A 20,666-nucleotide genomic window follows, 5' to 3' on the forward strand; every position below is an offset into this window, starting at 1 on the left:
GGCTTATTTTCCAGTTGGTTAGTATGCAAACCTCATAGACTGCACCAATCGCAACACGCCCGCAATAACCTTGCCCCGGCAACTACCTACCACCAAACCGGCATTATTCATATTAAAGCAGCGACAAAACGACTATAATGTTTCAAAATCACGCACTGCCCTGCGGTGCAATACCCTCCGAATACCGAGTACATTCATGTCAGAATTGTCTTTTGCCGAACTGGGGCTGGATCCAGCTGTACTGGAAGCCGTTTCCGCTGTTGGCTATGAAACTCCGTCGCCCATCCAGGCGCAATCCATCCCTGCCCTCCTGGCCGGTAACCACCTGTTGGGCGTTGCCCAGACCGGTACCGGCAAGACCGCAGCCTTTGCCCTGCCGCTGCTGAGCCGCATCGACGCCAACATCGCTGAACCCCAGATCCTGGTACTGGCTCCGACACGAGAGCTGGCCATCCAGGTGGCAGAGGCCTTCACGACCTACGCCAGCAAGTTCCGCAACTTCCATGTACTGCCCATTTACGGCGGCCAGGACTTTGCTCCGCAGATTCGCGGCCTCAAGCGTGGCGCCCAGGTTATTGTGGGCACCCCGGGCCGTATGCTCGACCACCTGCGCAAAGGCACGCTGAAACTGGGCAGCCTGAAGGCACTGGTGCTGGATGAAGCCGACGAAATGCTGCGCATGGGCTTTATCGACGACGTAGAAGCGATTCTGTCGAAAACCCCGGATACCTGTCAGCGCGCCCTGTTCTCGGCCACCATGCCGCCGCAGATCAAGAAAGTTGCGCAGACCTACCTGAAAAACGCGACTGAAGTAAAAATCGAGAGCGAGACCCGCACGGTTGAGCGTATCTCCCAGTTCGTTCTGCCGGTGTACGCCGAGCGCAAGCTGGATGCCCTGACCCGCATTCTGGAAGTGGAGCCGTTCGATGCCTCCATTATCTTTGTGCGCACCAAGGCCGAAACCACCCTGCTGGCTGAAAAGCTGTCAGCCCGTGGCCACGCTGTGGCACCCCTGAGCGGTGACCTGAACCAGCGCCAGCGCGAGCAGACCGTTGAAGATCTCAAGCGTGGCAAGAAAGACATTATCATTGCCACCGATGTAGCAGCTCGCGGCCTGGACGTGCCCCGGATTACCCACGTCATCAACTACGATGTGCCCTACGACACTGAAGCGTATATTCACCGTGTTGGTCGTACCGGTCGTGCCGGCCGTACCGGCAAGGCTATCCTGCTGGTCACTCCGCGTGAGCGCAGCTGGCTGCGTACTCTGGAGCGGGCCACCAACTCTCCGATGGAACCGTACCAGCTGCCGTCACCGGCTGCCCTGCAGAAAATGCGGGTAGAACAGTTTGAAGAGCAGCTGCTGGGCTTCACCAACGATCCCCGTTCTGGCAAGGCTATCGCCCTGCTGGACGAGATTGCCGAGCGTAACGACATGGACATGGCGGCCGTAGCCGGCGCCCTGGCCTGCCTGCTGGAAGCCTCCCAGCCGGATTCCCTGCCACTGGAGCAGCCGGAAGCCCTGCCGGAGATTTCTGCCGCACCCCGCCGTGATCGCAAAGGCCCGCCTCCGGGCAAAGGCGGTTTCCGTAAGGGTGCCCCGGGCAAGAAGTTCAGTAAGGATGGCAAGCCGGGCTTCCGCAAGAGCGGCCCGAAAGCTGGCAAGCCCGCCGGCAAGGGCGGCAAGCCTGCAGCCAAGGGCCCCAAGCGCGCCCCGCGCTGAGGCCTGATCAGCTAGCCGGTCAGCTTGACCGGCTACGCTGGTAGACTACGAAGCTGTAGTCGTAAGGATTGTTGTCTGACGCGGAGAAGTCTTCGCGTCCGATTTCTTCCCACTCATCCCAGTTCACTTCCGGAAAATACGCATCTCCGTCTACCTCGGCGTGTACCTGGGTGATGTACATACGGTCGACCATTGGCAGGGCTTCAGCGTAGATCTGACCGCCGCCAATGATCATTACTTCTTCACCGCCTTCCAGCTCAGCCTGCGCTTCTGCTTTAACCAGTGCCGCTTCCAGTGATGACGCAGCAACGGTGCCTGCGGGTGCCTGCCAGTCTGCGTTCCTTGATATCACCACATTCATGCGCCCGGGCAACGGCCGGCCAATGGAATCCCAGGTTTTCCGCCCCATGATGATGGGCTTGCCCATGGTGGCCTGCTTAAAGTACTTCAAATCCCCCGGCAGATACCAGGGGAGCTGGTTGTTCCTCCCGATGACCCGATTTCTGGCCATAGCGACTATCAGTGCCTTTCTCATAACTTGACCTCTTGTGTGGGCGTTCCGGGTCTTCGATCACCATTGTTCGAATGCAGGGTAGCGGGTGGGGCTTTCCGAAAATGTGCGTAGCCATGGATGGCGGAGCCAAGCGTACACGGACGTATTCACAGCGTTTTTCGGAAAGCCCCACCCGCTGCCCTGCCTCCCCCGAACCAACCGGGCCACGATCCCAGACTCAGGATCAGATAGCTATCGGCGCTTTTATACCCGGGTATGGGTCATAGCCGTCGAATTCGAAATCCTCTAGTTCGTAATCGAAGATGGATTCCGGCCTGCGCTTGATGACCAGTTTCGGCAGCGGCCGTGGCTCGCGCTTCAGCTGCTCGAAAACAATGTCGTCCGTCAGGTGGTTCTGATACAGATGACAGTCGCCAAACGTATGAACAAACTCCCCCACTTCCAGATCGCACTGCTGGGCGATCATATGCGTCAGCAGCGCGTAAGAGGCGATGTTGAACGGAACACCGAGGAACAGGTCGGCGCTGCGCTGGTATAGCTGGCAGGAGAGTTTGCCGTCGGCTACGTAGAACTGGAACAGGCAGTGGCAAGGCGCCAGTGCCATGCGGCCTTCACGCACGTTGTCCTGAGGGCTAACGGACTCGTCCGGCAATTCTGCCGGGTTCCAGGCGGAGACGATCAGGCGCCGGGAGTTGGGTTTGGTGCGGATCTGGTCGATGACTTCGCTGATCTGGTCGATGACGCGGCCGTCGTGGCATTGCCAGCTGCGCCATTGTTTACCGTAGATGGGGCCCAGGTCGCCGTTTTCGAGGGCCCATTCGTTCCAGATGCTGACTTTGCGTTCCGCCAGCCAGGTGTTGTCGGTGGAGCCTTTCAGGAACCACAGTAATTCGTAGATGATGCTGCGCAGGTGCACTTTTTTGGTGGTGACAAGCGGGAAGCCGTCCTGCAGGTTGAAGCGGATTTGTCGGCCGAATACCGAGCGGGTACCTACGCCGGTGCGGTCGCCTTTGTCGAATCCGTTGTCGACTACGTCTTGCATCAGGTCGAGGTAGGCTTTCATTGGGCGTTTCTCCGGTAAGCAAGGATCATCAGGGCGGCGCCGGCGGCGATCATGGGGGTGGAGAGCACCTGCCCCATGGTGAGCCAGTCAAAGGCCAGGTAGCCCAGTTGCGGGTCTGGTTGGCGCACGAATTCGGTCAGGAAGCGGAAGCTGCCGTAGCCCACCAGGAACAGGCCGGAGACGGCCATTTTCGGGCGGGGTTTGGAGGAGAACCACCACAGCAACGCGAACAGCACCACGCCTTCCAGGGCGAACTGGTAGAGCTGGGACGGGTGTCGCGCCAGGCTGTCCGGTGCCTGGGGGAAGACCATGCCCCAGGACACGTCGGTGGGCTTGCCCCAGAGTTCGCCGTTGATGAAGTTGCCGATGCGCCCGGCACCCAGCCCCACCGGCACCAGGGGTGCCACGAAGTCCGCAATTTTCCAGAAGCCGGCCCCGGTTTTGCGGCCAAACCACCACATGGCCAGCATCACGCCCAGCAATCCGCCGTGGAACGACATGCCGCCTTCCCACACTCTGAGCAGCCACAGCGGGTCTGCCAGGAAGGTGTCGAAGTTGTAGAACACCACGTATCCGAAGCGGCCACCGAGGATGACCCCCAACGCCAGGTAGAACAGCATGTCGCCCACCTGTTCTTCGTGCAGGGGCGACCAGGGCTTGCGGGTGCGCAGGCGGCCCAGCCACCAGCCGGCGGCGAAGCCGAGCAGGTAGGTCAGGCCATACCAGTGAATTTTCAGTGGGCCGATGGCGATGGCCACCGGGTCAAATTGCGGGTGTTGCAGCATGGAATGTCTCTCAGCTCAGCAGGAATCGGAGGCCGACGATGATCAGGACGATGGCGAAGATTCGCTTCAGCAGGCGGCCGTCGAGTTTGTGCGCCAGCTTTGCGCCGATGCGGGCAAAGAACACGCTGGTAACCACAATACCGATCAGGGCTGGCAAATATATGAAGCCAAGACTCATTTCCGGCAAACCCGGGTGTCCCCAGCCGGTCCAGATGTTGGCAGTGGCTCCGGCCAGGGCGATAGGCAGGCCAAGGGCGGCGGAGGTTCCCACCGCCTGTTGCATTTTCACGTTACACCAGGTCAGGTAAGGCACTGATATGGTGCCGCCGCCAATCCCGAAAATGGCGGAGGCCCAGCCGATAAAGCCGCCGGCTACGCCAAGGCCGGTTGTTCCCGGCACATCCCGGCCCGGTTTGGGGTTCACTTCCAGGATCATTTTCAGGGCCACCAGGATAGCGAAGGCACCGATAATGGTTTCCAGGGCCGGCCCGCTCAGTAAAGACGCCGTCCAGGCCCCGACCACTGCACCGCCGACAATACCCACAGTCAGGGGCCGGAACAGTTCCCAGCGCACCGCCTGGTGCTGGTGGTGGGTTCGGATGGAGCTGATCGAGGTGAACACAATAGTGGCCAGGGATGTGCCGATGGCCAGGTGCGCAGCGATTTCAGGGCTGACACCCACAAATCCGAAGCTGAAGATCAGCACAGGTACGATCACCAGGCCGCCACCAATGCCGAACAGGCCCGCCATGGTGCCGGCCAGGGCGCCGAGCAGCAGGTACAGAATAAATACGCCGAACAGGGTCATGAGTCTCAAGGGTCCCGGTAGGATTTCAGGCTGGTATGATACGCATAGTTGACTGCATCTGCAGCCTCCCGAACCAAAGGAAACGCCTGAACCATGTGCCTGATTGCCTTCGCCGTTGGCCAGAATCCCCGCTTCCCGCTGGTGGTGGCGGCCAACCGGGATGAATTTTTCCGGCGCCCGACTGCCGGCATGGACTGGTGGCAGGATTCCCTCGGGCAAAAAGTGCTGGCAGGCAGGGACCTGGAATCCGGCGGTACCTGGCTGGCTATTTCTCCGGACGGCCAGGTGGCTGCGGTTACCAACGTGCGCGAAGGCAGTACCGAAAGCGGTCGCCACAGCCGGGGTGAGCTGCCACTGCTGGCACTGGCCCGGCCACGGGAGGAATTGCAACACCGGCTGAATTCCGAACCCGGCCGCTACGCCGGGTTTAACCTGGTGTCGCTGGCCGGCTCCGGCGGCTGGTATTACAGTAACCGGGACGCCCATCCCGGCCGGCAGGTATTTCGGGGCATGTACGGCCTGAGCAATCACCTGTTGCAGACGCCCTGGCCGAAGCTGCTGCGCCTTCGCACCGCCGTGGGCCACTGTGTCGAGCAGGCCGGCGGCGATGCCGGCGCACTCCATCAGCAACTGATTCCCCTGCTGCAGGACAACAGCCCGGCCCCGGACCACGAACTGCCGGATACCGGCGTGGGCATCGAAACCGAGCGATTTCTGTCGGCGCCCTTCGTCACCGGTGAGCACTATGGCACCCGGGCCACCACGGTGGTGACGGTCTCCCGGGAAGGCGAAATCCACGTAACCGAACAATCCTGGGGGCCGTTCGGCGCCGCCCTTGAGCGACGTCAGTTCAGCTGGCAGCGGTAGCCCGGGGACTCTGATATAATCCGCCCAATTTCTGACACACCGGACCCGGAGGGCCCCATGGCCGGCGAGAGCAACAACAGCACATCCATTGCCGACTTTGAAAAATCCCTGGACGAACTGGAAAAGCTGGTTCGCGACCTGGAGCAAGGCGAGCTGTCGCTGGAGCAGTCCCTGGCCGCTTTCGAGCGGGGCGTCAAACTCACCCGGGAATGCCAGAGCGCCCTGAAATCCGCCGAGCAACGGGTGGAACAACTCGTCCAGAACAGCGATGGCTCGCTGGAAACCCGGCCCTTTTCCGCGGATGACAGCAACTGATGACCGACAGCACTTCCCCGGCACTCGCCTACCTGGAACACTGCCGCACCCGTATTGACCACGAACTCGCCCAGGGCATCCAGCAGGCCTCGGTGTCAGACCGCCTGCAGGAAGCCATGCGCTACAGCGTGCTGGGAGGCGGCAAACGGATTCGCCCGGCGCTGTGCCTGGCCGCCGCCAGGGCAGTGGGCAGCCTGGAAGATGCCGCCGTGGCACCGGCCTGCTCACTGGAACTGATCCACGCCTATTCGCTGGTGCACGACGACCTGCCCGCTATGGATGACGACGACCTGCGCCGGGGCCGGCCTACAGCCCATATTGCTTTCGACGAAGCTACCGCGATCCTGGCCGGCGATGCGCTGCAGACCCTGGCGTTCACGCTGCTCGCTGAAGCACCGCAACTGTCCGATACCCAGCGGGTTCGCATGATTGCCGAGCTGGCCCGGGCCAGCGGCCATCAGGGCATGGTGGGCGGCCAGGCCATTGACCTGGAATCGGTCGGCCTTGCGCTGAACATCGAACAGCTGGAAACCATGCACCGGCACAAGACCGGCGCGTTGATTGAAGCCAGCGTGCGGCTGGGCGCCCTGACCGCTCCGGGAGTCAGCGAGCAGCAACTGAGTGCCTTGTCGGATTACGCCAGCGCCCTTGGTCTGGCATTCCAGGTGCAGGACGACCTGCTGGACATCGAGGGCGACACTGAAATCATCGGCAAGCGCCAGGGCTCTGACGCCGCCAAGGCCAAGCCCACCTACCCGGCCCTGCTGGGGCTGGACGGTGCCCGGGAGCGGCTCGGGGCGTTGCTGCAGCAATCCAAGCAGGCGCTGGACGGGTTTGGCGAAGAAGCCGCTCCGTTGCGGGCCATGGCAGACTATGTGGTCAGCCGGAACCACTGACCGGATTATCGCCGCAACATACCTTTTTGTAACAACTGGCCCGGGAAGTATGAAACAGCCTGTCCTGTTCCCTTATAATGCCCGCCAGAGAATTCATCTTTCCGACAAAGACCCGAGCTGATGCAGGACACATATATTTTCAGGGAAATCCCGTCACAGCGGCCCAACACTCCGCTACTGGACCGGATTGAAGTTCCGGCCCAGCTGCGTGAACTTCCGCCGGAAGATCTGCCCCAACTGGCCCGGGAGCTGCGAGCATTCCTGCTCTGGTCGGTGGGCCAGACCGGTGGGCATTTCGGTGCCGGCCTGGGAGTTCTGGAACTGACCCTGGCTCTGCATTTTGTCTTCAACACGCCTGAAGACCGGCTGGTATGGGATGTGGGCCACCAGGCCTACCCCCACAAGATCCTGACCGGCCGCCGCGAGCAGATGGGCAGCATCCGCCGCAAGGATGGCCTGGCCGGCTTCCCGAAACGGGCCGAAAGTGAATACGACACCTTTGGCGTGGGCCACTCCAGCACGTCTATCAGTGCCGCCCTGGGCATGGCCATTGCCGCCCGCATGCAAAACACCGGGCGCAAGAGCATTGCCGTGATCGGCGATGGCGCCATGACCGCAGGCATGGCCTTCGAGGCCCTGAACCACGCAGGCCACCTGCATGCCGACATGCTGGTAATCCTGAACGACAACGACATGTCCATCTCCCGCAACGTGGGCGGCCTGTCCAACTACTTTGCCAAGCTGCTGGCCAGCCGTACCTACAACCAGGTTCGCGACAGCAGCAAGAAGGTCCTGAAAGGCACGCCACACCTGATGGCGCTGGCCAAGAAGACCGAAGAGCACTTCAAGGGCATGATCGCACCCGGCACCCTGTTTGAAGAGCTGGGCTTCAACTACATCGGCCCCATCGACGGCCATGATCTACCCCTGCTGGTGGAAACGCTGGAAAATATCCGCGAGCTGGAAGGCCCGCAGTTCCTGCACGTGGTGACCACTAAGGGCAAGGGCTTCGCCCCGGCCGAGGCCGATCCGATCGGCTACCACGCCATCAACAAGATCGAACCGGTGCCGGCCAGCAAACCGGAGCCGGTAAAACCCGCCTCGCCCAAACCCAAGTACGCCAACGTCTTCGGCCAGTGGCTGTGTGATGCGGCAGAACAGGACGAGCGGGTTGTCGGCATTACCCCGGCCATGTGTGAAGGGTCAGACCTGCTGGCCTTCTCCGAACGCTTCCCGGAGCGCTATTTCGATGTTGCCATTGCCGAACAGCACGCCGTAACCCTGGCGGCCGGTATGGCCTGTGACGGCGCCAAGCCGGTGGTGGCCATCTACTCCACCTTCCTGCAACGGGGCTACGATCAGCTGGTGCACGATGTGGCCATCCAGAACCTGGATGTGCTGTTTGCCATCGACCGGGCAGGCCTGGTGGGCGAAGACGGCCCCACCCACGCCGGCGCCTTCGATATCAGCTACCTGCGTTGCATCCCGAACATGGTGATCATGACGCCGTCGGATGAAAACGAAACCCGCCAGCTGCTGCACACCGGCCTGGAATTCCAGGGCCCGGCGGCGGTGCGTTATCCCCGGGGCACCGGCCCGGGCGCCGACATCCAGCAACAGCTGCAGGCACTGCCCATCGGCAAGGGCCGTCGGGTTCGGGACGGCAGCCGGGTGGCCATTCTCAATTTCGGCACCCTGCTGACACCGGCACTGGAAGCGGCCGAAGCCCTGGATGCCACCGTGGCCGACATGCGCTTTGTGAAACCGCTGGACGAAGCCCTGGTGCTGGAACTGGCCGAACAGCATGACCTGCTGGTGACCCTGGAAGAGAACGTGGTAGCGGGTGGTGCCGGCAGTGCGGTGACCGAATTTCTGAACGCCAGCCTGGTTACCATGCCGGTGCTGCAGCTGGGTCTACCTGATCGGTTCGTGGAGCACGGCAAGCACGAGGAACTGCTGGAAGAGTGCGGGCTGAATGCCGCAGGCATTCGCGAGGCCATCGCCCGGCGCCTGGAGCAACTGGGTTACCCGGGGCTGACCGCCACCAGGTAACCGGTACGCGGGCAACCCGGGTTGCCCGCAGCAATCAATTATTCAGGCCGGGTCGTCGTCCTGGTGGGTCTCAAGCCAGTGGCCCAGCTTGCTTTGCTTGGTATTCAGGTAATGCTCGTTATGGGGGTTACGGCCCACATGCAAAGGCACCCGCTCGGCAATCCGGATGCCGTAAGATTCCAGCGCCTTCACTTTCCGCGGATTATTGGTCATCAGCCTCAGGCTGGTAATGCCCAGGTGCTCCAGCATGTCTTTGCACATGCTGTAATCCCTCAGGTCTGCCCCGAAGCCCAGCCGCTCGTTCGCCTCGACCGTATCTGCGCCCTCATCCTGCAACCGGTAGGCCCGGATCTTGTTCAGCAGGCCGATACCCCGGCCTTCCTGGCGCAGATACAGCAGAATGCCACGGCCTTCCCGGGCAATACTGCGCAGCGCTTCTTCCAGCTGGTAGCCACAATCACAGCGCATGCTGTACAGGGCATCACCGGTCAGACACTCCGAGTGGGTACGGGCCAGCAGTGGCTCGTCTGAGCTGATATCACCCAACGTCAGCGCTACATGCTCCTTGCCGGTATCCGGCTCTTCAAAGCCGTGCATGTCGAAAACACCGAACGGGGTGGGCAAACGGCAGGTCTCAATGTAACGAACAGCCACTGTAATTCCTCGTGGTTCTGACAAATGGGGCGGGCATTCTATCACGGTGGTACTAGGCGGGCGTAGTGCCGGCAACCCAGTGACCGGAACGACCACCTTTTTTCTCAAGCAAACGGACGTTATCAACCACCATCCCCTTGTCCACCGCCTTGCACATATCGTAAAGGGTGAGGGCCGCGATGCTGGCAGCCGTCAGTGCTTCCATCTCGACACCGGTCTGGCCGGATAGCTTGCATCGGGTCAGGATATGGACCGAGGCGCCATCTTCCCCCGGGGTCAGCTCCACCTTCACCGAGGTAAGGTTCAGCGCATGACAAAGGGGAATCAGGTCGTGGGTCCTCTTGGCCGCCATAATGCCGGCAATTCGTGCAGTGGCCAGTACGTCACCCTTCGGATGCTCGCCATCCACGATCATACGCAGGGTTTCCGGTTGCATACGGATGGTCGCCTCGGCCCGGGCTTCGCGCTCGGTTACGGCCTTGTCGGTTACATCGACCATCCGGGCTTCGCCCTTATCATCAAGATGAGTCAGCTTGCTCACGATTGTTTCCGCCTCAGTCATTCAATGGGTTATTTCAGCAAGGCCCGGTTACCACCAGAAACCGATCCCGGCAATCCCCTGGCCGCCAAGGGCCCTGGCCTTTGCTATGTGGCCGGGCTGCATACCGCCCAGTGCGTAGACCGGCAGCCTGGCTGCAGCGACCAGTTGCTCAAAGCCCTCCCAGCCCAGGGTTGGTTCTCCCGGGTGGCTGGCCGTGGGCAACACCGGCCCCAGCACCGCGTAATCCGCTCCCAGGCGCTCCGCATGGCGCAGTTGCTCCGCGCTATGGCAAGACACACCCAGCCAGGCATTACCCGCTGCAGGACGCCCTGAAAGCCTTTCAGCTTCACGCCAGGGCAAATGCAGGCCGTCGGCCTCCGTAAATTCCGAAAGCAGGGCTGGTCCGCCATGGAGCATTACCCCGACCGATGAGCCGGAGCAGCGCGCCAGCGCCATCGAGGCCAGTTGCCGGTACTGCTCCGGAGCCAGCCCCGGCGCCCGTAACACTACCAGGCCACCGGTAACCCGCTGCAGGGCCTGGTCGAGCCGGCCTTCAGCCTCACCTGGCCCAGCCAGGGAACCGGTAATGTGCAAAGTCCGGGGCAGTCTCAGGGCCCGGATGATCGGCCGGTTCGCCGCAGGAAAGTCTTCATCCCGCAGCTCTTCCGGGGTCAGCCAGAACACCGGCTGACCTTCCCTGCCCTCGGCTTCGCCTTCCGCCGATGCGGTCTGCCAGACATCCAGGAACACTTGCTTGTCGCCGTAGTCATGGCGAATACCAATCACCGGCTCCAGCGTTTCAGCCGGCACCCGAAGCCCGGTTTCTTCGGCGATTTCACGCACCAGGGCCTGCTGTACGGTTTCTCCCGGCTCTACCTTGCCGCCGGGAAATTCCAGCAATCCTCCCTGATGTACGTGCTCCGGCCGCCGGGCGATCAGTATCCGACCATCACGCACGATTACCGCTACCGCCACATGGATCAGTTTCTTTACTGCCATGGCCGCGGGCTCAGGTGCGGTATTCGGCATTGATGGTCACATAATCGTGGGAGAAGTCGCAGGTCCACACGGTTTCGTGGACATCGCCCCGCTTCAGGTCAATGGCGATGGTAATTTCTTCCTGGTCCATTACTGCCTGGCCGCGGGCTTCGGAATAATCATCCGCCCTGCCGCCATTGCGCACCAGGCAGACATCGCCCAGATAGATTTCCAGCGCTTCCAGGTCGAGATTCGGTACACCGGCCCGGCCCACGGCTGCCAGGATCCGGCCCCAGTTCGGGTCTGACGCAAACAGGGCGGTCTTTACCAGCGGCGAATGGGCCACGGTATAGGCTACGCCCAGGGCTTCCTGCTGGTTACCGGCGCCGGTTACGTCAATGGTGACAAACTTGGTGGCGCCTTCGCCGTCACGAACAATGGCATGGGCCAGGTCCAGGTAGACCTGCTGCAGGACTTCCCTCAGCCTGGGCAGCAACGGGCTGTCTGCGGTAATTTCCGGGCCGGAGTACTGGCCGGTGGCCATCAGCATGCAGGCATCGTTGGTGGAGGTGTCACTGTCGATGGTAATCCGGTTGAAGGACTTCTCGCCCAGCTCGGAGGCCAGGCCCTGAAGCACGTCCGGTGCAATATTGGCGTCGGTAGCGATAAAGCCCAGCATGGTCGCCATGTTGGGGCGAATCATGCCGGCACCCTTGCTGATGCCGGAGACGGTTACCGTGTGGCCATCCAGGTCCACCTGGCAGCTGGCACCCTTGGGCCGGGTATCCGTGGTCATAATGCCACTGGCAGCTTCCGCCCAGCGATCTTCACGGATGCCCGAAAGGGCTTCGGGCAGCGCAGCAACAATCTTGTCCACCGGCAGCGGCTCACCGATGACGCCGGTCGAGAACGGCAGAACGTCAGCCGTCTGGACACCAGCCTGCCCGGCCAGCTCGGCGCAGCAACGTTCTGCATCGGCCATACCACGGGCGCCGGTACCGGCATTGGCGTTGCCGGTGTTGATCAGCAGGTAACGGGGAGCACCCTGCTCCAGGTGGCGCCGGCTCAGCACTACCGGCGCGGCGCAAAACTGGTTAGTGGTAAAAATACCAGCCACCCGGGCACCGGGTGCCAGCTCGAACACCACAACGTCTTTGCGGCCGGGCTTTTTGATGCCGGCGCTGGCAATGCCAATCTTCACCCCGGCCACCGGGAAAAACTCGGGTAAGGTTCCTGCACCTACCGCCATGCCTGTCTCCTTGAATAATCCTGATCAATAAACGACAAAACCCGCAAGCTGCCAGCACTCTGGCGGTTTGCGGGTTCTGGTGCTTCGGTGCCGGGCTGGTCGGTTAGCTGACCTTGCCGCAGCACTGTTTGTATTTCTTGCCAGATCCGCAGGGGCAGGGCTCGTTTCGGCCCACTTTTCGCTCCTGGCGCACAAAGGTATCCGGCGTGGTCTGCTGGCCTTGCTGGCCGTCTTCGCCGTCACCTTCACCTTCCGCTGCCCGGGCGGCACTGGTTTCGTCATGGCGGAGCTTTGCTCGGGCCATTTCTCGCTCCAGCTCTTCCTTGCGGCGGCGCTCGATCTCTTCCATTTCCTCGCGGCTCTGCACCCGAACGTGGCTCAGCACCCGGGCAACATCACGCTTCATGGTATCAAGCATGGTCTCGAACAGGTTGAAAGCCTCACGCTTGTATTCCTGCTTCGGGTTCTTCTGGGCGTAGCCACGCAGGTGAATACCGCGGCGCAGATGATCCATGTTCGACAAGTGTTCTTTCCACAGGGTGTCGAGCACCTGCAGGAACACCTGTTTTTCGAACTTGCGCATGGCTTCGGCGCCGGCGACTTCTTCCTTGGAGCGGTATTCGGCCACAATCGCGTCGAGGATCTTCTGGCGAAGGTTCTCCTCGTACAGCTTGTTGTCTTCTTCCAGCCACTTCTGAACCGGAAGGTCCACGGCCATCTCGGACTGCAGCTGAGCTTCCAGGCCGGCCACATCCCACTGCTCCGGCATGCTCTGGGGCGGAATGAACTCGCTGATCAGGGCATCCACCACATCGGCCCGGATGGTGTCGACCATCTCGGAAATATCGTTGGAGGCCATCACCTCGTTACGCTGATCATAGATCACCGTACGCTGGTCGTTGGCCACGTCATCGTATTCCAGCAGGGTTTTACGCATGTCGAAGTTGCGACCTTCCACCTTGCGCTGCGATTTCTCGATGGCGTTGGAGACCATGCGGTGTTCGATGGCCTCGCCCTTCTTCATGCCCATGGCCTGCATCAGGTTCTTCACCCGCTCCGGAGCAAAGATCCGCATCAGGTTATCTTCCAGTGACAGGAAGAAGCGGGAAGAACCCGGATCGCCCTGGCGGCCGGCACGGCCCCGCAACTGGTTGTCGATACGGCGGGATTCGTGGCGTTCGGTACCGACAATGTGCAGACCACCGGCGTCCAGCACCTGGGTGTGACGCTCGGTCCACTCGGCCTTGATGCGGGCAACTTCTTCCTCGGAAGGGTTGTCCAGGCCGGCCACTTCGTGCTCCCAGTTACCACCCAGCACAATATCGGTACCACGGCCCGCCATGTTGGTGGCGATGGTCACTGCACCGGGCCGGCCCGCCTGGGCAATGATCTGGGCTTCGGATTCGTGCTGCTTGGCGTTCAGGATCTTGTGGTCGATCCGGGCCTTTTTCAACAGCATGGACAGCAATTCAGACGCCTCGATGGAGGCCGTACCCACCAGTACCGGGCGACCTTCGGAGGTTACATCCTTGATCTCATCGATAATGGCGTGGAATTTCTCTTCCTGGGTCAGGTACACCAGGTCGTTGTAGTCGATCCGCTGGATCGGCTTGTTGGGCGGAATCACCACCACGTCCAGGCCGTAGATCTGGCGGAACTCGAAGGCTTCGGTATCGGCGGTACCGGTCATGCCCGCAAGCTTCTCGTACAAACGGAAATAGTTCTGGAAGGTGGTGGAGGCCAGGGTCTGGCTCTCGGCCTGGATCTTCAGGCCCTCTTTCGCCTCGATGGCCTGGTGCAGGCCTTCACTCCAGCGACGGCCCGGCATGGTCCGGCCGGTGTGCTCGTCAACAATCACCACCTGGCCACCCTGAACGATGTAGTCCACATCTTTCTGGAACAGGTGATGGGCCCGCAGGGCTGAGTGGACGTGGTGCAGCAGGCTGAGGTTGGCCGCGGAATACAGGCTTTCACCTTCCTGCAGCAGGCCACGGCCCAGCAGCAGCTCTTCCACTTTCTCGTGACCGCTCTCGGTCAGCTCCACCTGACGGGATTTTTCATCGATGGTGAAGTCGCCGCTGGCTTCGCCGGCTTCGTCTACCTCACCTTTTTCCAGGCTCGGTACCAGGTCGTTAACCGCCTGGTACAGCTTGGAGGAATCTTCTGCCGCACCGGAAATAATCAGCGGGGTACGGGCTTCGTCGATCAGGATGGAATCCACCTCATCCACGATGGCATAGTTCAGCCCGCGCTGGACCTTGTCTTCAATACTGAAGGCCATGTTGTCGCGCAGGTAATCGAAGCCGAACTCGTTGTTGGTACCGTAGGTAATATCGGCCTGGTAGGCCGCGCGCTTTTCTTCCGGCGGCTGGCCGGCAACCACTACGCCGATGGTGAGCCCAAGGAACCGGTACAATTTGCCCATCCACTCGGCATCACGGCTGGCCAGGTAATCGTTCACGGTCACAACGTGAACGCCCTTGCCCGGCAATGCGTTGAGGTATACCGACGCGGTAGCCACCAGGGTTTTACCCTCACCGGTTTTCATCTCGGCGATGCGGCCTTCGTGCAGGGTCATACCACCGATCAGCTGCACGTCGTAATGGCGCATGCCCATTACCCGGCGGCTGGCTTCACGTACGGTGGCAAAGGCTTCGGGAAGCAGCGCATCCAGCGCTTCGCCTTCTTCAAGGCGCCGGCGGAACTCCGCCGTCTTGCCTTGCAGCTCTGTATCCGACAAACCGCCAAATTGTTCTTCAAGGTCGTTGATGCGCAAAACCGCCTTGCGCATGCGCTTGATCTCTCTGGCGTTTTTACTGCCGAACATCTTGGTTGCAAGCTTTGAGAACATAGACCACTGCTTCTTCAGTTAAACGGAGGAAGCCGGCATTCTAACCTTATTTGGCGACAGGACAAAAGGCAGGGTTCACGGGAATGATATCAGCGGCTTGCCCGCTGGATATATTTGACAGGATCTTCGGTCTTTCCGTTACGGATAACTTCGAAATGTACGTGCGGTCCGGTAGAGCGACCGGTGCTGCCCATCAGTGCAACCACCTGGCCTTTCTGGACCACATCGCCGATCTTGACCTTGACGGTTTTGGCGTGGGCGTAGCGGGTAACCAGGCCATCGCCGTGGTCCACTTCTACCAGGTTGCCATAGCCGTAACGCTCGCCGGCCCAGGTGACCACACCACTGGCCACCGCAATAATGTCGCTGCCGTCCTTGCCGGCCAGGTCCACGCCACCGTGCCAGGTGCGCTTGCCGGTAAACGGATCGGAACGGTAACCGTACTTGGAAGACAGCCAGCCCCAGGTGATCGGCCGGCCCTGCACATAGCGTTCATCTTGCAGCTTTTGCCGGGACGACACCTTATCCAGCAGGCGCAGTTGTTTCTCGCGGTCTTCCAGCTGACGCTCCAGCTGGAAAATCATTTCGGTCAGCTCCGGGGCACTGTAGGAATCACCGGCAAGGCCCAGTTCTTCCGGGCCACCCACTGCCGGCGGCTGGTCGAAATTGAATTCGTCACTGGCCACCAGGCCCGATTCCATAAAGCGCTGACCGAGGGCATCCAGGCGCAGCATACGGCCCTGGATCTGACCCAGGCGAAGGGTCAAGGCGTCTACCTGCTGTTGTACATCTTCCCGAACACGGGCAAGCTGGGCCTTCTGCTGCTCCAGCTTTGAACGCCATTCAGCCACCAACTCGGATTCGGTCGGTTGTTCAGCGGCCGCCTTGGTAACGGCTACCTGATAGCCCGCCCACCCGGCCGCCAGGATAAGCGCCAGCACAAGGAAAATCAGCCCGGCCAGAACACCGCCATTCAACGCGACAGCCTTTGACTGACCATGGCGTTTGCCAACGAAAATTACATTCATATCGTCATTCGGTGTCATCGAAGAGTCGCAACCTGTTCCCTGTAGTGCTGCGACCCGGAAAATTTTCGAGTGGGTCTGCTATCCTTGCAACAACTACGTATTGAATAGACACAGTGCCAGCTGGACACACTCTCGCGCAACAATGTAAAACGGGAGCAATGCTGGCACCATCAAAAAATCGTGCCGAAGTGTAACCAATCGTAAACGGGCTCGTCGAGACAAAAACTGTCAATGAATGAAAAATCCGATCAAAAAATGATCTTCCGCACAAACAGCGGCCCGGCCCCCGCCTCCACGCTGAAGGAGCTGATGGCCCGGGCGGAACTGCATTTACAGGCGGAACAACAGGTGCTCGAAGCCATACCCGCAGAACTTCGGACAGGCACCCGATTTGTCAGCTGCCAGGATGGCGAACTGGTTCTGGCTACAGATAACGCCAGCAAGGCCACGCGATTGCGCTTCCGCCAGCACGAAATTATGGAAGCATTACGGGAGAACGAACTGTTCCGTTTTGTCTGGAAGGTGCGCATCAAGGTCAGCCCGCTCAGGTATCGGGCGCGCAAGAAAGTCGAAAAAATACCTTTGAGCCAAGAAAATGCCCGGCTCCTCAAAGAGGAAGCCGGGCACACGAAGGATAAAGCTTTGCGCGAGGTTCTCGAAAAACTCGCCAGCCACGTGCGGGATTAAGGCGTCCGGCCTTAACCCACCGCCAGCACAGGCTTCATATAAGAGATAGGTGCAGTGGCTTCGTCATCGAAGGTCACCACTTCCCATGCATCTTCTTCAGCCCTGAGCTTGCGCAGCAGCTTGTTGTTCAGGTCGTGACCTGATTTGATGCCACGGAACTCACCAATCAGGCTGTTGCCCAACAGGTAAAGGTCGCCGATGGCATCCAGTACCTTGTGCTTGACGAACTCGTCGTCGTAGCGCAGACCGTCTTCGTTCAGGATCTTGTAGTCGTCAACCACGATGGCGTTGTCGACGCTACCACCGAGGGCCAGGTTCATGGCCCGCAGCTTCTCGATATCCCGCATAAAGCCGAAAGTACGGGCACGGGATACTTCTTTCACGAACGACGTGGAAGAGAAGTCTACCGTTGCGGTCTGGGCGCGCCCCTTGAACACCGGATGGTCGAAGTCGATACCAAAGCTGACCTTGAAGCCTTCGAACGGCAGGAAGGTTGCTTTCTTGCCGTCTTCTTCCACGGTGACTTCACGCTTGATACGGATGAAGCGCTTGGCGGCTTCCTGCTCGGCGATCCCTGCAGACTGCAGCAGGAATACAAACGGGCCGGCGGAACCGTCCATGATCGGCACTTCTGCCGCACTGAGTTCGACATAGCAGTTGTCGATTCCGAGACCAGCCATGGCCGAGAGCAAATGCTCAACCGTCGCCACACGGACACCGTCTTTTACCAGCGTCGTGGACAGCATGGTCTCACCCACATTCTCCGCACAGGCACGGATCTCGACCATCGGGTCCAGGTCAGTACGGCGGAAGATGATTCCTGCATCGACAGGTGCCGGCTTCAGCGTCAGGTAAACCTTTTCCCCCGAGTGCAGGCCTACACCAGTCGCGCGGATGGTGTTTTTGAGTGTCCGTTGTCTGATCATCGGTTCATTATTCCGTCACAAAAGTTCGATATTCTGAGCAAAAAACTGCCCGCAGAATATCAGAATTCAAGACTGAGCACCATTTAACCAGCATGACTTTACTTAACTTTTGCAATAGTCATCGGCTATGGTCAATCAGCTCACGTTTGACTAAGGCTTTCGGTTCCCTGGAGAAACATCAGAAACCGGACCTCCGTCATATTTGAGACAGATTATCAATCAGCCTGCCGGCGAAGGAATGCGGGAATATCGAGATAGTCCACGCCCTGCTCTTCGCTTTCTTTGCTCTGGTCCAGTGCCACATTGCCCTGGGTTACCGCGCGACGACGCAACACCGCCGGGCGGTCCAGCTGGTTGTAGTCGGTCTTGCCATCCAGGGTACGGGTGTTATCCACCACCTTGGTCGGCTTCTCGCGCTCACCGCCCAGACCGGTCGCAACCACAGTAACCTTCAGTTCTTCGGTCATTTCCGGATCGATCACGGTGCCCACCACCACGGTGGCGGAGTCAGACGCGAATTCGCGAACGATATCGCCCACCTCGGAGAACTCACCCAGGTTGAGGTCCATACCGGCAGTGATATTAACCAGGATGCCCTTGGCGCCCTGCAGGTTGATATCTTCCAGCAGCGGGCTGCGTACGGCCGCTTCTGCTGCTTCACGGGCTCGGTTCTCGCCGGTGGCGCGGCCGGTACCCATCATCGCCATGCCCATTTCGGACATTACGGTTTTCACGTCGGCAAAGTCGACGTTGATCATACCGTTACGGGTAATCAGGTCGGCAATACCCTGCACAGCGCCAAGCAGTACGTCGTTGGCGGAGGCAAAGGCGTCCAGCAGGCTGGTTTTCTTGCCCATGACCGCCAGCAGTTTTTCGTTCGGAATGGTAATCAGGGAGTCAACGCTCTCTTCCAGTTCCTTCAGGCCGGATTCAGCCACGCTCATGCGCTTGCCGCCTTCGAACTGGAACGGCTTGGTGACCACGGCAACGGTCAGGATACCCAGCTCACGGGCAACCTCTGCCACGATCGGCGCAGCACCGGTACCGGTACCACCGCCCATACCTGCGGTGATGAACACCATGTCTGAGCCGCTCAGGGCCTCGGCAATACGGTCACGGTCTTCCAGCGCAGACTGGCGACCGACTTCCGGGTTGGCGCCGGCACCCAGGCCCTTGGTGATGTTGCCACCGAGCTGGATGATCTGGCGGGCGTCCAGGTTTTTCAGGGCCTGGGCGTCTGTGTTGGCGCAGATAAATTCCACACCTTCAATGTCGCTGTTAAGCATGTGGCGAACAGCGTTACCGCCACCACCACCAACACCGACAACCTTGATTACTGCGTTTTGCTGAACATTATCAACGAGTTCAAACATATCCCCTACTCCTTCGTGCGGTTTCCGACCTGTCCCGGCCGGCTATTTCGATCGTTTTTTGCTTTTCGAGAAACCTTCGTGCCTTACCCCCGGCCTACCGTCAGAAATGACCGGTAAACCAGGCTTTCATCCGCTCAACCAGTGAGGGTGCATCCTCACCCTTGAGCGCCGGCGCCCGGCCAAGATCCATTTGCCGGAAGCCATGGATCAGCAACCCCACGCCCGTGGCGTAGATCGGGTTGTTGACCACTTCCGTCATGCCGGAGACTTTCTGCGGACAGGCAAGCCTGACCGGCATGTGGAAGATTTCTTCGGCCAGTTCCACCACCCCTTCCATGGTGGAAGAACCGCCGGTAATCACGATGCCGGCCGGAATCAGGTCTTCAAACCCGGACCGGCGCAGCTCCGACTGAACCAGGGTGAACAGCTCCTCGTAACGGGGCTCCACCACTTCTGCCAGGGCCTGGCGGGACAGATCGCGGGGTGCGCGATCGCCCACGCTGGGCACCTTGATGGTTTCGTCGGCGCCTGCGAGCTGGGTCAGCGCACAGGCATATTTGATCTTGATCTCTTCTGCGTTCTGGGTGGGCGTGCGCAGTGCCATGGCGATGTCGTTGGTCACCTGGTCGCCGGCGATGGGAATCACCGCGGTATGGCGAATGGCGCCGCCGGTAAACACCGCGATATCGGTGGTACCGCCACCGACATCCACCACGCATACACCCAGCTCTTTCTCGTCTTCGGTGAGAATGGCGTGGCTCGAGGCCAGCTGTTCCAGGATGATGTCGTCCACCTCCAGGCCGCAGCGCTCCACGCACTTTTCAATGTTCTGGGCGGCATTCACCGCGCAGGTCACCAGGTGCACCTTGGCTTCGAGGCGCACGCCAGACATGCCCATGGGCTCCTTGATGCCTTCCTGGTTATCGATCACAAATTCCTGCGGCAGGATATGCAGGATTTTCTGATCCGCCGGAATGGCCACGGCCTGGGCAGCATCGATCACCCGGTCGATATCCGCCTGGGTCACTTCCCGGTCCCGGATGGCCACGATGCCGTGGGAATTCAGGCTCTTGATATGGCTGCCGGCAATGCCGGCATACACCGAGTGAATCCGGCACCCCGCCATCAGCTCCGCTTCTTCCACGGCGCGCTGGATAGCCTGAACAGTGGTTTCGATATTCACCACCACACCACGCTTGAGGCCGCGGGACGGGTGGGAACCGATCCCCACTACTTCGATCGTTCCATCCATCTTGCGCTTGCCGACAATCGCAACCACCTTGGAGGTTCCGATATCCAGGCCGACAATCATGTTTTCCGTTTCAACCGATGACATGTGTTTCACCAAACCCCAGG

The 20,666-nt window shown here is 60.3% G+C and carries 19 protein-coding genes; 6 read left to right on the forward strand and 13 right to left on the reverse strand.

Annotated features, from left to right (window positions below; translation table 11 throughout):
• The first annotated feature begins 196 nt into the window (after positions 1–196).
• Positions 197–1,723, forward strand: a complete 1,527-nt coding sequence (locus tag LWH94_RS01110) for a DEAD/DEAH box helicase (RefSeq protein WP_022988706.1) — start codon at positions 197–199, stop codon at positions 1,721–1,723.
• Between the two features lie 19 nt (positions 1,724–1,742).
• Here LWH94_RS01110 and LWH94_RS01115 read toward each other — a convergent pair whose 3' ends face one another.
• The 4 genes from LWH94_RS01115 to LWH94_RS01130 form a co-directional block, all read right to left on the reverse strand.
• Positions 1,743–2,258, reverse strand: a complete 516-nt coding sequence (locus LWH94_RS01115; RefSeq protein WP_232900872.1) for a dihydrofolate reductase — start codon at positions 2,256–2,258, stop codon at positions 1,743–1,745.
• A 202-nt stretch (positions 2,259–2,460) separates the two neighbouring features.
• On the reverse strand, positions 2,461–3,300 hold the full coding sequence (locus tag LWH94_RS01120; RefSeq protein WP_232900874.1) for a thymidylate synthase: 840 nt from the start codon (positions 3,298–3,300) through the stop codon (positions 2,461–2,463).
• Positions 3,297–4,085 (reverse strand): prolipoprotein diacylglyceryl transferase, encoded by a 789-nt coding sequence (lgt, locus tag LWH94_RS01125; protein WP_022988703.1) that lies wholly within the window; start codon positions 4,083–4,085, stop codon positions 3,297–3,299. Before lgt ends, LWH94_RS01120 begins: the two co-directional genes overlap by 4 nt.
• A 10-nt stretch (positions 4,086–4,095) precedes the next feature.
• Positions 4,096–4,893 (reverse strand): sulfite exporter TauE/SafE family protein, encoded by a 798-nt coding sequence (locus LWH94_RS01130; RefSeq protein WP_022988702.1) that lies wholly within the window; start codon positions 4,891–4,893, stop codon positions 4,096–4,098.
• Between the two features lie 93 nt (positions 4,894–4,986).
• Between LWH94_RS01130 and LWH94_RS01135 the strand changes: the two genes are divergently transcribed.
• From LWH94_RS01135 to dxs, 4 genes are all read left to right on the forward strand, one after another.
• On the forward strand, positions 4,987–5,760 hold the full coding sequence (locus tag LWH94_RS01135) for an NRDE family protein (protein ID WP_232900876.1): 774 nt from the start codon (positions 4,987–4,989) through the stop codon (positions 5,758–5,760).
• A 57-nt stretch (positions 5,761–5,817) separates the two neighbouring features.
• Positions 5,818–6,075 (forward strand): exodeoxyribonuclease VII small subunit, encoded by a 258-nt coding sequence (locus LWH94_RS01140; protein ID WP_022988700.1) that lies wholly within the window; start codon positions 5,818–5,820, stop codon positions 6,073–6,075.
• The gene (ispA, locus tag LWH94_RS01145; protein WP_232900877.1) at positions 6,075–6,971 is read left to right on the forward strand and encodes a (2E,6E)-farnesyl diphosphate synthase; all 897 of its coding nucleotides are present in this window, start codon (positions 6,075–6,077) and stop codon (positions 6,969–6,971) included. Before LWH94_RS01140 ends, ispA begins: the two co-directional genes overlap by 1 nt.
• A gap of 120 nt (positions 6,972–7,091) precedes the next feature.
• Entirely contained in the window at positions 7,092–9,023 is a 1,932-nt protein-coding gene (gene dxs / locus LWH94_RS01150; RefSeq protein ID WP_058340401.1) for a 1-deoxy-D-xylulose-5-phosphate synthase, read from the forward strand.
• Between the two features lie 42 nt (positions 9,024–9,065).
• On the opposite strand, the gene ribA is transcribed toward dxs, so the two are convergent.
• From ribA to LWH94_RS01180, 6 genes are all read right to left on the reverse strand, one after another.
• Complete coding sequence (gene ribA, locus LWH94_RS01155) at positions 9,066–9,677, reverse strand: GTP cyclohydrolase II (protein WP_232900879.1); 612 nt, start codon at positions 9,675–9,677, stop codon at positions 9,066–9,068.
• Between the two features lie 52 nt (positions 9,678–9,729).
• Positions 9,730–10,218, reverse strand: a complete 489-nt coding sequence (gene moaC / locus LWH94_RS01160) for a cyclic pyranopterin monophosphate synthase MoaC (RefSeq protein WP_022988696.1) — start codon at positions 10,216–10,218, stop codon at positions 9,730–9,732.
• Between the two features lie 48 nt (positions 10,219–10,266).
• Positions 10,267–11,217: a Nudix family hydrolase gene (locus tag LWH94_RS01165; protein ID WP_022988695.1), complete on the reverse strand. Its 951-nt coding sequence runs from the start codon at positions 11,215–11,217 to the stop codon at positions 10,267–10,269.
• Between the two features lie 10 nt (positions 11,218–11,227).
• The gene (argJ, locus tag LWH94_RS01170) at positions 11,228–12,445 is read right to left on the reverse strand and encodes a bifunctional glutamate N-acetyltransferase/amino-acid acetyltransferase ArgJ (RefSeq protein WP_232900880.1); all 1,218 of its coding nucleotides are present in this window, start codon (positions 12,443–12,445) and stop codon (positions 11,228–11,230) included.
• Between the two features lie 103 nt (positions 12,446–12,548).
• Complete coding sequence (gene secA / locus LWH94_RS01175; protein WP_232900882.1) at positions 12,549–15,296, reverse strand: preprotein translocase subunit SecA; 2,748 nt, start codon at positions 15,294–15,296, stop codon at positions 12,549–12,551.
• Positions 15,297–15,385: 89 nt separating this feature from the next.
• The gene (locus LWH94_RS01180; protein WP_442914955.1) at positions 15,386–16,324 is read right to left on the reverse strand and encodes a M23 family metallopeptidase; all 939 of its coding nucleotides are present in this window, start codon (positions 16,322–16,324) and stop codon (positions 15,386–15,388) included.
• Between the two features lie 231 nt (positions 16,325–16,555).
• On the opposite strand from LWH94_RS01180, the gene LWH94_RS01185 reads away from it, so the two are divergent.
• Positions 16,556–17,011 carry a DUF721 domain-containing protein gene (locus LWH94_RS01185; RefSeq protein WP_058340406.1) on the forward strand — a complete coding sequence of 152 codons (456 nt, stop codon included), beginning with the start codon at positions 16,556–16,558 and terminating at the stop codon, positions 17,009–17,011.
• 11 nt (positions 17,012–17,022) lie between these two features.
• On the opposite strand, the gene lpxC is transcribed toward LWH94_RS01185, so the two are convergent.
• From lpxC to ftsA, 3 genes are all read right to left on the reverse strand, one after another.
• Positions 17,023–17,937: a UDP-3-O-acyl-N-acetylglucosamine deacetylase gene (gene lpxC, locus LWH94_RS01190; RefSeq protein WP_022988690.1), complete on the reverse strand. Its 915-nt coding sequence runs from the start codon at positions 17,935–17,937 to the stop codon at positions 17,023–17,025.
• A gap of 215 nt (positions 17,938–18,152) precedes the next feature.
• Positions 18,153–19,310 (reverse strand): cell division protein FtsZ, encoded by a 1,158-nt coding sequence (ftsZ, locus tag LWH94_RS01195; protein ID WP_022988689.1) that lies wholly within the window; start codon positions 19,308–19,310, stop codon positions 18,153–18,155.
• Positions 19,311–19,410: 100 nt separating this feature from the next.
• Positions 19,411–20,646: a cell division protein FtsA gene (gene ftsA / locus LWH94_RS01200; RefSeq protein ID WP_022988688.1), complete on the reverse strand. Its 1,236-nt coding sequence runs from the start codon at positions 20,644–20,646 to the stop codon at positions 19,411–19,413.
• Positions 20,647–20,666: the final 20 nt, after the last annotated feature.

Origin of the sequence: Marinobacter sp. G11 (genome assembly GCF_021282325.1) — a bacterium.
In the GTDB taxonomy this organism is placed as follows: Bacteria; Pseudomonadota; Gammaproteobacteria; order Pseudomonadales; family Oleiphilaceae; genus Marinobacter; species Marinobacter vinifirmus.